Source organism: Pseudidiomarina sp. WS423 (genome assembly GCF_050750165.1).
GTDB lineage: Bacteria > Pseudomonadota > Gammaproteobacteria > Enterobacterales > Alteromonadaceae > Pseudidiomarina > Pseudidiomarina fusca.
In genome coordinates this window covers 1-14,547 of the sequence record NZ_JBOJLN010000009.1, presented here as the reverse complement: position 1 = coordinate 14,547, position 14,547 = coordinate 1, and the positions used below count along the sequence as shown (strand labels likewise).

13 protein-coding genes are annotated in these 14,547 nt (G+C 47.4%); 9 read left to right on the top strand and 4 right to left on the bottom strand.

What is annotated here, in order from left to right:
* Positions 1–79: 79 nt before the first annotated feature.
* Entirely contained in the window at positions 80–1,114 is a 1,035-nt protein-coding gene (locus ACQ661_RS08785; protein WP_162014547.1) for an ATP-dependent 6-phosphofructokinase, read from the bottom strand.
* A gap of 69 nt (positions 1,115–1,183) precedes the next feature.
* On the opposite strand from ACQ661_RS08785, the gene ACQ661_RS08780 reads away from it, so the two are divergent.
* Complete coding sequence (locus ACQ661_RS08780) at positions 1,184–2,251, top strand: Ldh family oxidoreductase (RefSeq protein WP_153826151.1); 1,068 nt, start codon at positions 1,184–1,186, stop codon at positions 2,249–2,251.
* On the opposite strand, the gene pdxH is transcribed toward ACQ661_RS08780, so the two are convergent.
* Both pdxH and ACQ661_RS08770 read right to left on the bottom strand, forming a co-directional pair.
* The gene (gene pdxH / locus ACQ661_RS08775) at positions 2,248–2,916 is read right to left on the bottom strand and encodes a pyridoxamine 5'-phosphate oxidase (protein ID WP_153826150.1); all 669 of its coding nucleotides are present in this window, start codon (positions 2,914–2,916) and stop codon (positions 2,248–2,250) included. The two genes, ACQ661_RS08780 and pdxH, sit on opposite strands and share 4 nt — an antisense overlap.
* 19 nt (positions 2,917–2,935) lie before the next feature.
* Positions 2,936–4,618, bottom strand: a complete 1,683-nt coding sequence (locus ACQ661_RS08770; protein ID WP_431668174.1) for an amidohydrolase — start codon at positions 4,616–4,618, stop codon at positions 2,936–2,938.
* Between the two features lie 191 nt (positions 4,619–4,809).
* Between ACQ661_RS08770 and ACQ661_RS08765 the strand changes: the two genes are divergently transcribed.
* The 4 genes from ACQ661_RS08765 (at position 4,810) to glnB (ending at position 8,114) form a co-directional block, all read left to right on the top strand.
* Positions 4,810–5,436 carry a LuxR C-terminal-related transcriptional regulator gene (locus tag ACQ661_RS08765; protein ID WP_153826148.1) on the top strand — a complete coding sequence of 209 codons (627 nt, stop codon included), beginning with the start codon at positions 4,810–4,812 and terminating at the stop codon, positions 5,434–5,436.
* Positions 5,437–5,453: 17 nt separating this feature from the next.
* Complete coding sequence (locus ACQ661_RS08760) at positions 5,454–6,014, top strand: DUF1285 domain-containing protein (protein WP_153826147.1); 561 nt, start codon at positions 5,454–5,456, stop codon at positions 6,012–6,014.
* 118 nt (positions 6,015–6,132) lie between these two features.
* Positions 6,133–7,779, top strand: coding sequence for an NAD+ synthase (locus ACQ661_RS08755; protein WP_313933032.1), 1,647 nt, complete (start codon positions 6,133–6,135; stop codon positions 7,777–7,779).
* Positions 7,776–8,114, top strand: coding sequence for a nitrogen regulatory protein P-II (gene glnB / locus ACQ661_RS08750; protein WP_110076152.1), 339 nt, complete (start codon positions 7,776–7,778; stop codon positions 8,112–8,114). Before ACQ661_RS08755 ends, glnB begins: the two co-directional genes overlap by 4 nt.
* Positions 8,115–8,184: 70 nt before the next feature.
* Here glnB and ACQ661_RS08745 read toward each other — a convergent pair whose 3' ends face one another.
* Positions 8,185–8,958: an outer membrane protein assembly factor BamD gene (locus ACQ661_RS08745; RefSeq protein ID WP_153826145.1), complete on the bottom strand. Its 774-nt coding sequence runs from the start codon at positions 8,956–8,958 to the stop codon at positions 8,185–8,187.
* A 121-nt stretch (positions 8,959–9,079) separates the two neighbouring features.
* Here ACQ661_RS08745 and rluD point away from each other — a divergent pair, with 121 nt between their 5' ends.
* From rluD to pssA, 4 genes are all read left to right on the top strand, one after another.
* Positions 9,080–10,048 carry a 23S rRNA pseudouridine(1911/1915/1917) synthase RluD gene (gene rluD, locus ACQ661_RS08740; protein ID WP_110076154.1) on the top strand — a complete coding sequence of 323 codons (969 nt, stop codon included), beginning with the start codon at positions 9,080–9,082 and terminating at the stop codon, positions 10,046–10,048.
* Positions 10,049–10,050: 2 nt separating this feature from the next.
* A complete protein-coding gene (pgeF, locus tag ACQ661_RS08735; RefSeq protein ID WP_431668173.1) occupies positions 10,051–10,761 on the top strand; it encodes a peptidoglycan editing factor PgeF in 711 nt (236 codons plus the stop codon).
* A 72-nt stretch (positions 10,762–10,833) separates the two neighbouring features.
* Complete coding sequence (clpB, locus tag ACQ661_RS08730; RefSeq protein ID WP_431668172.1) at positions 10,834–13,407, top strand: ATP-dependent chaperone ClpB; 2,574 nt, start codon at positions 10,834–10,836, stop codon at positions 13,405–13,407.
* Between the two features lie 118 nt (positions 13,408–13,525).
* Positions 13,526–14,386, top strand: a complete 861-nt coding sequence (pssA, locus tag ACQ661_RS08725) for a CDP-diacylglycerol--serine O-phosphatidyltransferase (protein ID WP_153826141.1) — start codon at positions 13,526–13,528, stop codon at positions 14,384–14,386.
* Positions 14,387–14,547: the final 161 nt, after the last annotated feature.

Genomic DNA, 14,547 nt, shown 5'->3' with positions numbered 1-14,547 from the left:
AAAAAAAGAGGCTGCGCAAGCGCAGCTATGGGTCTTTGAAAAGGGCGCATATTATCTGCGCAATTGGCTTAAATTGCCACTATTGCGACGGCTTGTTAGCACTCTTTTTTACTGGATTAAAAATCTCATGTTGAATTCGTAATAAATTCTCATCCAGCGGGTTTTTCTTGGTCCAAGTATCTACCAGTGGCACGGCCACCATTTGATTCGCTTTGATCCCTGCCATAACGCGCGTGGCGCCTTGTAAGATCAATTCGATGGCATGCACACCCAATTGCGATGCCAAAATTCTATCACTGGGAGCCGGCGCACCACCACGTTGAATATGGCCCAGCAAACAAGGTCGGCACGGCATATCAAACTCTGCTTCGAGTTGTTCCGATAGGGCTACGGCACCGCCTGGCCATTGATGTTCGCTAAGCACCATCACATAACTGCCAGGGCCGCGCACCGCTTCTACGCGCTTGATATGTTTAACTAAGGCCGCCACCGTTAGCGGCTTATCGCGTTGCAGCTCTGGTAAAATCATCCGTTCTGCACCAGCAGCCATGGCACTGCTTAAACCAATAAAGCCAGCATGACGTCCCATGACTTCAACGATAAATACCCGATCCATCGCATCGGCCGTATCGCGAATTTTATCCAAGGCATCCATGGCAATTGCGACCGCGGTGGCATAGCCAATGGTGGCATCGGTACCATACAAGTCGTTGTCGATGGTGCCTGGCACCCCAATAATTTGGCCCTGCCAATACTGACTCAAATGTTCAGCACCGCGAAACGAACCATCGCCACCAATCACCACCAGCGCAGAGAGCCCCAGAGCATCAAGATTCTCGGCTGCTAATTGCGCTGCTGCTACTTCTTTGAACCGCGGGCAGCGGGCACTTTTAATGATGGTTCCTGAATATTGTAAGACGTGCAGGACATCTGCTGCCTTTAGCGATAAATATTCATTGTTTAACAAGCCTTCGTAGCCATGACGAAATGCAATAACTTCCATATCATAATGCTCAGCGGCTAAAACTACGGCGCGTAATGCGGCATTCATGCCGGGGGCATCACCACCACTGGTGAGCACGCCAATCCTTTGTCTTGATGTTGTTGCTGACACACATTTACTCCTCTTGTCATTTGTTTGATAAGCTTAACCAACTCACATCAATTTACAACGAAGAACCGCATGACAGAGCAAAAAAATCCACGAATCGATGCAAAATTAATGCAAGCTTGGGCGCAACAGTGCTTGCAACAGGCTGGAGCCACTGAACCTGTTGCTGCAGCTATGGCTCAGCACTTGGTTGCTGCCGACTTGCTGGGGTTTCGGACCCATGGTTTGATGCGCTTAAAATACAATGTTGATTGTTTGCAACAGGGCCAGACTAAACCAAGCGGTGAGCCGCGAGTGATAAGTCAACGCGGTGCGCTGGAATTGTGGGATGCCGACTTGCTCTCGGGGCTATACGTGATGCCGCAAGCAGTGGCTCGAGCCATCGCGATGGCGCGTGATTATGGAACCGGCACTGTGTTGGTGCGCCGTACCCAACATGTTGCCGCTTTGGCTGTGTATTTAGAACAGGCGGTAGCTGCCGGCATGCTGATTCAAATGATGTGTGCCACGCCTGGGCAAGCGGTGGTGGCGCCACATGGCGCTAAATCAGCTTGGTTTTCACCAAACCCTTTTGCGATCGGGGCACCAACGCTGAGCGATCCGGTCCTGTTTGATGTGAGCTTATCCATGACCGCCGCCGGTAAGGTTCGTAAAGCCTTGGCGGAGCAACAACAGCTGCCGTATCCTGCGTTGATTACTGCTGCGGGTGATTACACCTGTGATCCTGCTACCTTTGTGCAAGATCCGCCCAGTGTTTTGGCCAGTTTAGGTGGTGAATTGTTAGGTTATAAAGGCTCAGGGTTGAATTTATTTAGCGAACTGTGGACGCTCGCCTTGAGTCAATGGGGACGACATCAGGAACAAGCGGGTCTGGATGCCAATACCGTGTGGATTCAAGTGATCGACCCAAGTGCTTTGGGCGCTTCAGAAGCATTTCAGGCGCAAGCGCAAGCGTTGGTTGATGGGATTCATCAATGTACGCCGATTACAGCATCCCAGCCGGTTCGAATTCCGGGGGAAGGTGCGCTGGCACGGCGAAAACAGCAACTACAACAGGGCATAGAATATAGCCCTCAACTGTTACACCAGTTGGCTAAATTGGGCGACAAGCTAGGTTTAGACTTGCCGCCATGCCTTTAAGGCTGCAGGCGTTGGACGTTCCAGCCATGCTTGCCCAGCTGGTAAACAAAGCGGTCGTGTAAGCGATAACGGCCGCCTTGCCAGAATTCAAAGCGTTGCGGCTTAATCAGGTAGCCGCCCCAATGCGCAGGCATGGGAATGGTTTTTCCTTCATATTGCTCGGTGAGTTGATGATAGTGCTGCTCTAATTCACTGCGGCTTGCAATGGGGCTACTTTGGCTAGAGGCCAGAGCGCCTAATTGGCTCTCACGTGGGCGTTGGTAAAAATAGCTTTCGCTTTCTGCCTGACTGATTTTTTCCGCATGCCCTTCAATGCGTATTTGCTGCTCCAACGCTAGCCAAGCAAAATGCATGGCTACTTTGGGGTTGTGCGCAATGTCTTGCCCTTTAGCACTGTTGTAATTGGTGTAAAACACAAAGCCATCGGTCCGCACTTCTTTTAACAGCACCACGCGCTGATGAGGTTGCCCATCAGCGCTGACGGTGGCTACAGTAAAAGCAGTTGGGTCCGTTTGTGAAGGATGATCTTTGGCCGCTTGAAACCAATTCGCAAATTGCTGCATCGGGTCCTGCTGCAGCGAATCACGAGTTAACCGGCCTTGCGTGTAATCGCGCCGAACATGTTTAATATCTAAAGAATTTTCCGGTACATCAGCTTGGCTCATTATCATCCTTCCTTATGACTTACTTGGTCGTTGCTTGGTGATACACGCGTTCGCCAGCAACGTAAGTGGCTTGCACTTGGTTCTGCCATAGTATAGCGGCATCACGCGCAAAGGGATCATGATCCAACACAATGAAATCAGCCCATTTACCCGGCTCTAAGGTGCCAAGGATCTGTTCCTGACCTGCGGCATAAGCGGCATCTAAGGTAAAAGCTTGTAACGCTTGCGTTAAGGTCAAGCTTTCGTGAGCGTACCAGCCCCCTTGGGGTTGGTTATCACGGTCTTGGCGGGTTACGGCTGCATGTAAACCAAAGAAGGGGTTAGCAAGTTCCACTGGGAAATCTGAGCCAGCGGCAATAATAGTGCCTTGCTGGGCAAGTGTTTGCCAAGCATAGGCGCCTTTCATTCGGGCTTTACCAAGCCTATCTTCTGCCATGTTCTTATCGCTAGTGGCATGGGTAGGCTGCATCGATGCAATAATATTGAGTTGTTTGAACCGCACCAAATCATCCGGGTGCACCACTTGTGCGTGCTCAATTCGATGGCGCAGGTTGGCACCGCCAAAGAGTTCAAAGGCATGCGCAAACTCATCTAACACGATACGGTTAGCGCGGTCACCAATGGCATGAGTATTGATTTGAAAGCCATGGGGAATAATCAGCTGATAAAGAGCGCGCATGTCTTCTTGTGAGGTAACCATCAAACCATGCTGATGAGGCGAGTCTGAGTAGGGTTCGAGCAACGCCGCACCGCGACTTCCTAGCGCACCGTCGGCATAAATCTTGACGCTACGAACGGTGAGTTTATCGTCATCGCTAACAATAGCTCCTTGCGCTAAAAGTTCAGCTAACTTGGGCTCGCTACCAGATAACATCGCGTAGACTCGCAAGGGCATGTTTTGTGCAGCAAGGTCTTGATAAGCTTTTAAGTTCAAAGCGTCAATACCGGCATCATGCACGCTGGTAATACCCTGCGCTAACAAATGGTCAAAGGCTAATTGTAGGGCTTGTTTAGTTTGTTCAATACTCGCTGCCGGTAGCTTCTGTTCGATTAAAGCCATGGCATTATCAATCAATACTCCGGTCGGCTCACCGTTGCTATCACGAATAATGTCACCGCCTTCGGGGCTTACCGTGGCAGCAGTAATGCCAGCTAGTTCTAACGCTTTGCTATTCGCCCACGCGGCGTGGCCGTCTACCCGAGTTAAATAGACTGGGCGGTCGGTTATCGCCTCATCTAAACTGTTGCGTTGCGGAAATTCTTTACTTGGCCAATTTTCTTGATTCCAACCGCGTCCTATCACCCATTCTAATTGCGGGTTCTGTTTAGCAAAGTTGTTAACTGTAGCAACGGCTGCCGTTTCCGAGGCCGCGTCGCGTAAGTCTGCTTGCATCAAGTTCTGGCCAAGGCCCAATACATGGCCGTGGGCGTCAATGAGTCCAGGCAAAATAGTTTTGCCTTGTAGATTAATTTGATTAGTAATATCAGCTAGATTAAGCCTCTTGGTCAGTTGTTCATAATCGCCAACTGCGGCTACTTTACCGTTAATGATAAGCAAGGTATTAAACTGCTTAAGTTGCGCATCTGTGCCTGGTTCACCGGTAAGGGTGTAGCCGTTTGCATTAGTAAAGAGTATTGTTTTAGCTGTTACCGATGTACACAACAAAAATAAAACAATTGTGCATAAACGAAGGATGGTCATTATTTACTCCAATGTTGGCTGTTTTATTGCCATCTCGGCTAGTTATTAGAATTATTGTTGTTTAGAGCATTTCAGCGGTCTTTGCACTTTTTACATATATTTACAATTCAATAACACTGAAACTTCAAACATTCGTTAAACAGTGTACAATAGCTTCATTAATAGGGAAATGTTGCTGCACGTGGTATGCCATGAAAATACTCATTATCGATTCTCAATTTTTTGTGCGGGCAGGTCTAATTCAGGTATTAACTAGTTTTTCTGAAGACCTAGCCATTTACGAAGCGCCATCTTTCGAGATAGCGCAGGAATATTTGCGCCATCAAAGTGACTATAACCTGATCTTCTTCGACATGGATATTCCTGACGCAGAAGTACGGCCTACTTTGCAAACTCTGAAAAAAATGGCTCCGACAGCGCATGTTGTGCTGTTTAGTTGGGCGCGTCCGTTGTCTGAAGTACGCCAAGCTCTAAGTAACGGCGTGCGTAGCTATTTGCCTAAAGATGCCACGGCAGAAGAAGCCAAGTTAGCTATTCGAGTGTTGCTCAATAACGACCGTTATTTGCCGGATGAATCACGACTAGCTGGTAGTGGTGCGCGCCAAGGTAGTGCTGAACATTTCTTATCGCCACGCCAATTAGAAATCATGCAATTATTGGCACAAGGTTTATCAAACAAAGAGATTGCTACTATTCTTGGTATTACTGAAGGAACCATTCGAGTTCATTTATCAGCAATCTTCAAAGCCATTAAAGTGTCTAATCGCACGGAAGCAACGCTCTGGTATTTATTGCGGCAGAAGCGGTTAGTTAATTAATGAATTGAGGTGGGCATATGCAGTTAGAGCAGTTATTAAAATCGCTCGAACAACGTCAACAAGCACCCACCCATTTATGGAACCCTCCTTATTGTGGCGAGTTGCCCATGCTAATTGATGAGCATGGGCAATGGCATTATTCTGGTTCGCCGATTCAACGTGCAGCTCTGGTTAAATTATTCGCCTCGGTACTAGTGAAGGAAGGCGAAGATTATTTCTTGGTAACTCCCGTTGAGAAAGTCAAAATTACCGTAGTTGATGTTCCTTTTATGATCACCACCTGGCAACGCCAGCAACATCAACAAGACCAAGTCATTGGTGTGACTACCAATATCGGTGAAAGCTTCCCGTTATCCACAACCCATCCGGTACAGATGCGTGGCCAAGTACCTTATGTGGATTGTGGTCGCGAACTTTGGGCTAAGGTGCACCGCAATGTGTTGTATCAATGGGCAGAGATTGCGGAGCCTGAGTTGTATACTAATGCTTTAGGTGAGCAGCGTGAACGCTTAGTGCTAACCAGTGCTGGGCAGAAGTTTACGTTAGCTGAGCTTGAGCCAGATCCCAAGTCCGAGTAAGTGTGCTTTAGTGAGAAAGTATGGCTAATAGGGCGCTAAAGCGCAGATTATTTGCGCACACGCCGACGCTGCTCTATTATAGCCGACCTCGATTTAGTTACTTTATAGAGACCAATGAATGCGGCCACTTAAGTTAACGCTGGCACAATTAGACTTTACCGTCGGTGCACTCAATCAAAATTTAAAAACTATTTTGGCGACCATGCAGGCTCATCAGGATAGTGACATCATTGTCTTTCCAGAATTAGCTCTTACCGGTTATCCGCCGGAAGATTTATTGTTTCGTGAAGACTTTGAACAGTTGGTTGCACAAGCTATCACGACAATTGCCACTGCCGCGCAGCACAGCGTCGTAGTTATAGGGCATCCGCAACGGGTTGGTAATGAGCTTTTTAATAGCGTGTCAGTGCTCTACCAAGGTCAGTTATTAACACGCTATCACAAGCAACGCTTGCCTCAGTACGGGGTGTTTGATGAGCAGCGTTACTTTATCCCGGGTCATCAAACAGGCTTTTTCGATTATCAGGGCTATCGCATTGGCTTGCTCATTTGTGAAGATATTTGGCATGCCGAACCTTGGGCGGCACTACAACGCGAAAAGGTAGACTTGGTGTTGTCGTTAAATGCCTCACCTTACGAGGTTGATAAGCATCAGCAGCGTTTCCACATTCTGCAACAACGTATCCATGAGAAGGCTTGTCCGGTTATCTATGTTAATAATTGTGGTGGCCAAGATGAGTTGGTGTTTGATGGCCATTCGTTGGTGCTTTCAGCTACCGGCGAGTTAGTGGCCGAGTTACCCCATTGCGAACCTTGCTGTGCGACTCTTAGCTATAGCTCCGACGCCGGTTTTAGTGGGATAGATGATTGGCGGCCGTACGCTAGTGAGCCGCTGGCGCTGATTTATCAAGCGTTGGTTCTGAGTGTGCGTGATTATGTGCAGAAAAACGGCTTCAAAGGCGTCACCTTGGGTTTGTCTGGGGGCATTGATTCGGCGCTAACTTTAGCGATTGCAGCAGATGCTTTGGGTGCTGCGCAAGTTCATGCCGTAATGATGCCATTCAAATACACGTCGCAAATGAGCCAAGACGATGCGCAACTGCAAGCCGAGCGCATGGGCGTAAACTATGATGTGGTTGCCATAGAGCCTATCTATGATAGTTTCATGCAGCAACTGAGCCCGTTATTTGGCGATGATGCGCTGGGCACAACCACCGAAAACTTGCAGGCGCGAAGTCGTGGAGTGATTGTGATGGCGTTGTCTAACAAGACCGGTTCGTTGGTGCTTACTACCGGTAATAAAAGCGAGTTGGCGGTAGGTTACTGTACATTGTATGGTGATATGTGTGGTGGTTTTGCGCCTTTGAAAGATATTCCTAAGACCTTGGTGTTTGCTTTAGCTCGCTATCGTAACCAAGCGCAAGAGGTGATTCCTGAGCGGGTGATCACGCGTCCACCATCGGCCGAGTTAGCTCCGGATCAAAAGGATGAAGATAACCTTCCGCCCTATGAGGTGCTGGATAAAATTCTGACCTTGTATGTTGAGCAAGATTGGTCGGCAGCAGCTATTATCGATTGTGGTTTTGATCGGGCTGATGTCTTGCGTGTGATCAAATTGGTTGATATTAATGAGTACAAACGTCGGCAAGGAGCGGTTGGACCGAAAATTACATCGCGTAATTTTAGCAAAGATCGCCGGTATCCAATTACCAACCATTTTCGTTATGAAATAGAACGTCAATTAGAAGGCAGCAGCAAACCATGAAAAAAATAGAAGCTATTATCAAGCCCTTTAAACTAGATGACGTACGCGAAGCTCTGTCAGAAATTGGTATTGCCGGTATGACGGTCTCAGAAGTCAAAGGTTTTGGTCGGCAAAAAGGCCATACAGAACTCTACCGTGGTGCTGAGTACATGGTCGATTTTTTACCTAAGGTAAAACTTGATATTGTAGTGGCTGACGATCAAGTGGACCGTTGCATTGATACTATTTTAGAAACAGCACAAACTGGAAAAATTGGCGATGGTAAAATCTTTGTGACCAACGTTGAGCGGGTTATTCGGATCCGTACTGGCGAAGAAAACGAAGATGCCGTTTAGCAGAATGGTTGGTTAAGCATTAAAAAAGCCCTAGTTAGTGACTAGGGCTTTTTTATAGTGACGATAGCTTTTAATCTTGCCCAAGACCGCGGCGGAAGTATCGGCTATTCGGAAAGTTTTTCTGCAAGGTAGCAACTGTATCTTGCTGTAACTGGTCCAGATTTAACTGCTCGTATGAGTTGGCCATAATGATAAGTGCAGTTTCAGCTTCGGCAGTATCAGGGAAGTTTTCCAGCACGTATTTACCTCGGTTAGCAGCGGATAAAAAAGCTTCGCGCTTCACATAATATTGAGCAACCGCAAGTTCGTACTGAGCCAAGGTGCTTTTAATAGCGACCATACGCTGGCGCGCATCTGCAGCATATTTACTGTCAGGAAAACGACGAACCAACTCGGCAAAATCATCAAAAGCTTCACGAGTTTTAGTTGGGTCGCGGTCTGCACGATCAACTCCGAAAAACTCTTGAATAGTATTCTCGGCAGTACGTTGGTTGGTTAAACCACGCATGTATAGCGCATAGTCATAATCTTGATGATTGGGGTTTAAGCGCACAAAGCGGTCGATGGTTGCCAACGCTTTATCTAGATTACCAACCTTGTAATAAGCGTAGATTAGGTCTAATTGTATTTGGTGCGTCAATGGCCCGAACGGATAGCGCATGTTAATCGATTCTAAAATTTGTAGCGCGTTGTTAATGTTACCGTTCGCTAAACTTGATTTAGCTCGCTCGTAGCCTTTTTCTACGTCACTTAGCCGGCTATCATCAAATTGGTCATCAGGTGTTCCTGAGCATGCGCTAACTGCAATTACTGCTGCGCAAGCTAAAATAAGTCGTAATTTCATAATTAGTTTTTTTAATCTCTGTTGATTTAACTTTGGTGCAGCGGACCAAACAGGTACACTATATACATTCAATGCATTCTAGCGCAGCAACGGCTGCTTTCACAGGTCCTATTTATAATTTATGAGTGAACACATTTCTTTATCCGGCACAGTGCCACAATCTGCCAACGGTAAGCGCTTGGACCAAGCAGTAGCTGAGATGTTCCCTGACTATTCACGGTCACGGTTAAAAACTTGGATAACTGATGGGCAAGTACGCATAGATGGTGAGGTCGTCGATCGGCCGCGAGAAAAAGTTTTGGCCGGTATGGATATTGAAATCGATGGCGTGCTAGTTGAAGTAAAACGCTTTGAAGCGCAGCCGATTGAGTTAGATATTGTCTACGAAGACGATGACATTATGGTGATCAATAAACCCGCGGGCTTAGTTGTTCATCCTGGTGCCGGTACTCCGGATGGCACTTTGTTGAACGCGTTGTTACATCATTTTCCTGCTATCGATCAAGTGCCGCGAGCAGGTATTGTGCATCGTTTGGACAAAGACACCACCGGATTAATGGTGGTGGCAAAAACCATTCCGGCGCAAACACACTTGGTTGCGGCCATGCAAAATCGTGAAATCACCCGCGAATATGAAGCTGTGTGTAACGGCCCCATGACTGCTGGCGGTACTGTTGAAGAAGCCATTGGCCGTCATCCAACGAAGCGTACGCATATGGCGGTAGTGGCGCTAGGCAAACCGGCAGTAACACACTATCGAGTGGTTGAACGGTTTCGTGCGCACACGCATTTGCGGCTGCGCTTAGAAACTGGCCGGACCCATCAAATACGGGTGCACATGGCACATATTCGTCATCCGTTAGTAGGCGACTTTACTTACGGCGGCCGGCCTCGACCTCCGCAAAAAGCTGGCGAGCCTTTGCTGGAAATGCTCCGCGGCTTTCGTCGGCAAGCGTTACATGCCGCACGCCTATCGTTGCACCACCCCATAACGGGTGAATGGTTAAGTTGGGATGCGCCAACGCCGGCCGATATGGTGGAGCTGCTGGCAGTGCTGCGCGCAGATCGTAAAGAGTTTCCCATCGATTAACCATGCTTATCCCTAACTGGACATTACCTGCGGGTGTGAAAGCTGCGGTTACCACAACCGCAGCTCCGGGTAATGTGGCGGTTCATGTTGGGGATGATCCTGCTCAAGTCTTGCTTCGGCGCCGTCAGTTAGTGCGCCAATTAGCCTTACCCAGTAGTCCTCGTTGGCTACAACAAACCCATAGTACTCGTGTGCTAAACCTCTCAGCATTGCACTCAGATACGCCAATGACGGGGCTGAACGCCGATGCTAGTTATACCAATCAGGCGCACCAAGTCTGTGCGATATTAACTGCAGATTGCTTACCCATTTTAATAGCAGCTAACGATGGCTCAGAAATCGCCGCTATTCATGCCGGATGGCGTGGCTTAGCACAAGGGATTATCACCAATACCTTAGCTAACTTTGCAACGCCAGCAAGCCAGCTCACAGCTTGGATCGGGCCCGCTATTTCTGCAACCGCCTATGAGGTAGGTGCTGATGTTCGCGAGCCATTTTTATCGCAAGGCCTTGTTGATGAGATTAGTTTTCGTCCCCATATTGCAGGTAAGTGGTTTGCTGATTTACCTGTTTTAGCGCAACGAATTCTTGCTCAGCAAGGAGTAGAACAGATAACTCAAAGCGGTTGCTGTACCTTTTCAGACCAAAGGTTTTATTCTTACCGCCGCAATCCACTGTGTGGGCGAATAGCGACGTTAATCTGGAAAATTTAATTTCCCCCTTGAATTTGTCGAAATAATACCCACATTAAATGTCAGGATTAATGATTTTTTAAGAGGGTTATCATGCGATTCGATAAATTAACCAATAAATTTCAGCAGGCAGTGGCAGAGGCGCAATCTTTGGCGCTAGGGCGTGACCACGCCTACATAGAGCCATTGCATTTAATGCAAGCTTTGTTACAACAAGATGGCGGCAGCTTGCGGCCGTTATTTACGTTAATGCAAGTAGATTTGGCGGCTTTTCGTTCAGACTTAGCCGCAGCATTAGATAAATTACCCCAGGTAGAAGGTACCGGCGGCGATATTCAGGTATCGCCAGCCACAGCAAGTCTGTTAAATCTATGCGACAAATATGCACAGAAACGCAAAGATCAATTTATATCATCTGAGCTATTTGTGCTTGCTGCAACGGAAGATAAGGGTGCCTTAGGTGAGATTTTCAAGCGCCACCGAATCGCCAGAGCTGCGGTTGAACAAGCTATCGAACAAGTGAGGGGCGGAGAAGCTGTGGATGATCAAAACGCAGAAGAGAAACGCCAAGCGCTAACAAAATACACGATTGATTTAACTGAACGAGCAGAATCGGGCAAGTTAGATCCTGTGATTGGTCGTGATGAAGAGATCCGCCGCACCATTCAGGTGTTACAGCGTCGCACTAAAAATAACCCGGTGTTAATTGGTGAGCCAGGTGTAGGTAAAACTGCCATTGTTGAAGGCTTGGCGCAACGCATCGTTAACGGTGAGGTGCCGGAAGGCTTAAAACACAAACGAGTGTTGTCCCTTGACCTAGGTGCTTTGCTGGCTGGTGCTAAGTATCGTGGTGAGTTTGAAGAACGATTAAAAGCGGTGCTCAACGAATTAAGTAAAGAAGAAGGGCGTATTATTCTCTTCATTGATGAGCTTCACACCATGGTCGGCGCCGGCAAAGCTGATGGCGCCATGGATGCCGGTAACATGCTCAAACCAGCGCTGGCGCGAGGAGAGTTGCATTGCGTAGGCGCAACCACCCTAGATGAGTATCGCCAATACATTGAGAAAGATGCAGCGTTAGAACGCCGTTTTCAAAAAGTACTGGTGGATGAACCATCGGTGGAAGACACCATTGCGATCTTGCGCGGCTTGAAAGAACGCTACGAAGTGCATCACTCAGTGCAAATCACTGACCCTGCAATTGTGGCTGCCGCAACGCTTTCGCATCGTTACATCAGTGATCGGCAATTGCCAGATAAAGCGATTGATTTGATTGACGAGGCTGCATCTAGCATTCGGATGCAAATCGATTCTAAGCCGGAAGATTTAGACCGACTCGAGCGCCGTATCATTCAGTTGCAGTTAGAGCAAAAGGCGCTGCAGAAAGAGCAAGATGAAGCGAGTAAAAAACGTCTTACCATACTAGAGCAGGAGTTAACCGAGCAGCAGCGTAAATACCAAGAGCTGGAACAGGTATGGTTAGCTGAAAAAGCGGTAGTGCAAGGTGAGCAAAACATTAAGGCTCAACTAGAGCAAGCCAAAACAGATCTTGAGATAGCGCGCCGAGCCGGCGATCTTAATCGTATGTCTGAACTGCAATACGGCAAAATACCTGAGCTTGAGCGTCAGCTCAAAGCGGCAACTGAAGCCGATGAGCAGGGTATGAGCTTGCTAAAAAATAAAGTCACCGACGAACAGATTGCTGATGTGTTGTCGCGTTGGACTGGAATCCCGGTAAGCAAGATGCTTGAGGGAGAACGTGAGAAATTGTTACAGATGGAGCAACAATTACACCAGCGCGTGGTAGGACAAGACGAAGCGGTTACTTCTGTTGCTAACGCTATTCGCCGATCGCGTGCTGGTTTATCCGACCCGCAACGGCCACTTGGCTCATTCTTATTCTTAGGCCCAACCGGTGTAGGTAAAACGGAATTGTGCAAAGCTTTGGCTAACTTCATGTTTGACACTGATGAAGCCATGGTACGGATTGATATGTCCGAGTTTATGGAAAAACATTCCGTTTCGCGCTTAGTGGGAGCACCGCCAGGATACGTTGGTTACGAAGAAGGTGGTTATTTGACCGAGGCGGTACGCCGCAAACCTTATTCGGTGGTCTTGTTAGACGAAGTTGAAAAGGCACACCCAGACGTCTTCAATATTTTGTTACAGGTATTGGATGATGGTCGTTTAACCGATGGCCAAGGTCGCACTGTTGATTTTCGTAATACGGTTATCATCATGACATCGAACTTGGGCTCTGATGTTATTCAGGAAAAAGCTCACCAGCAAAGTTATGATGAAATGAAGGCAGATGTGATGGGTATTTTACAACATCACTTCCGTCCAGAGTTTCTAAACCGAGTAGACGAAACCGTGGTGTTCCATCCATTAGCCCAGGAACATATTAAGAACATCGCTAATATTCAATTGCAGCGGTTATATCAACGTTTAGCTGAGCGTGATTACCGTATGGAGTTAACTGAAGCTGCCTTAGCCCATTTAGCTAAAGCCGGTTTTGACCCAGTGTTTGGTGCCCGACCACTGAAACGAGCCATTCAACAGGAGCTTGAAAATCCGTTGGCGCAACAAATCTTGGCGGGTAAGTTACTGCCGCAACAATTAATAAAAGTAGATGTAGAGAATGAGCGGTTGGTGATATCTCAGTAAATCATACAACAGCAATGGGTGAAACAAACAATAGCCGAGTACCACAATACTCGGCTATTTATTGCCCCATATAAGCTATGCTATGCTGTGCGACCATTTTTGAAAGGACGAAGACGTTATGCCCAATAAATCAGACACAGCGAATACCGCAAAAGCGCGAGGCATTTATTTATTGCCTAACTTGTTAACAACAGCCGGTTTGTTTTCAGGATTCTTTGCGATTGTCGCGTCAATGAACAATATGTTTGAGTCTGCTGCTGTGGCGGTGTTTATCGCTATGGTATTTGATGGGTTAGATGGACGCGTTGCTCGTATGACTAACACTGAAAGCGCTTTTGGTGCCGAATACGACAGTATGGCCGATATCGTGTCGTTCGGTATGGCGCCTGCATTAGTAATGTATAATTGGGCGCTCTCTGACTTAGGTAAATTAGGTTGGTTAGCTGCCTTTATCTTTGTGGCTGGCGGTGCATTACGCTTAGCCCGTTTCAATACCAACCTTGGCACTGCCGACAAACGTTACTTTCAAGGTTTAGCTATTCCTAGTGCTGCCGCAATTGTGAGTGGTTTAGTATGGGTGGGTAGTAAATATGAAATCGATCCAACCAGCATTAATTATTTGGCTGCCTTTATTACAATCGCTGCCGGTCTATTAATGGTAAGTAATTTCCGTTACCACTCGTTTAAAGATGTCGATTGGCGCGGACGCGTTTCATTTATTGCTATCTTAGCTATTGTGTTGGCTTTTGTTATAGTAGCCACCGAGCCATCACTAGTTTTGTTCTCTATTTTTATGCTTTATGCCATTTCAGGCCCTATCACTACGTTCCGGACTGTTAAAAATATTAAGTTAGAGCATGTTGTTGGTGATACCGATGACTGTGATGGTGAAGCATCAGTAAAGCCAGCGCAGCAAGCGCAATCGAACGAAGTAGAGCTGGATAGCGCAAAAAGCGAGCAGATGAAGGGCGATAAATAAACGATCGAACAAAAAAGGCGCAGTCAGCACAAAAAAGTGAAAAAAGATCTTGCGCCTTTGAATATGATCCTTATAATTCGCCGCCGTTGTCACCGAGAAGTTAGCGGCAGGATTAAACCGCCAAATAACGAGTAGGAAAACAACCAAGGTTCAACTCAGTG

Bases quoted from the DNA above. Each gene is read 5' to 3' on its own strand.
- pgeF (WP_431668173.1), top strand. From the start codon at position 10,051: ATGCTTATCCCTAACTGGACATTACCTGCGGGTGTGAAAGCTGCGGTT.
- pssA (WP_153826141.1), top strand. From the start codon at position 13,526: ATGCCCAATAAATCAGACACAGCGAATACCGCAAAAGCGCGAGGCATT.
- ACQ661_RS08765 (WP_153826148.1), top strand. From the start codon at position 4,810: ATGAAAATACTCATTATCGATTCTCAATTTTTTGTGCGGGCAGGTCTA.
- ACQ661_RS08745 (WP_153826145.1), bottom strand. From the start codon at position 8,958: ATGAAATTACGACTTATTTTAGCTTGCGCAGCAGTAATTGCAGTTAGC.
- ACQ661_RS08780 (WP_153826151.1), top strand. From the start codon at position 1,184: ATGACAGAGCAAAAAAATCCACGAATCGATGCAAAATTAATGCAAGCT.
- ACQ661_RS08770 (WP_431668174.1), bottom strand. From the start codon at position 4,618: ATGACCATCCTTCGTTTATGCACAATTGTTTTATTTTTGTTGTGTACA.
- ACQ661_RS08755 (WP_313933032.1), top strand. From the start codon at position 6,133: ATGCGGCCACTTAAGTTAACGCTGGCACAATTAGACTTTACCGTCGGT.
- rluD (WP_110076154.1), top strand. From the start codon at position 9,080: ATGAGTGAACACATTTCTTTATCCGGCACAGTGCCACAATCTGCCAAC.
- pdxH (WP_153826150.1), bottom strand. From the start codon at position 2,916: ATGAGCCAAGCTGATGTACCGGAAAATTCTTTAGATATTAAACATGTT.
- glnB (WP_110076152.1), top strand. From the start codon at position 7,776: ATGAAAAAAATAGAAGCTATTATCAAGCCCTTTAAACTAGATGACGTA.
- ACQ661_RS08760 (WP_153826147.1), top strand. From the start codon at position 5,454: ATGCAGTTAGAGCAGTTATTAAAATCGCTCGAACAACGTCAACAAGCA.
- clpB (WP_431668172.1), top strand. From the start codon at position 10,834: ATGCGATTCGATAAATTAACCAATAAATTTCAGCAGGCAGTGGCAGAG.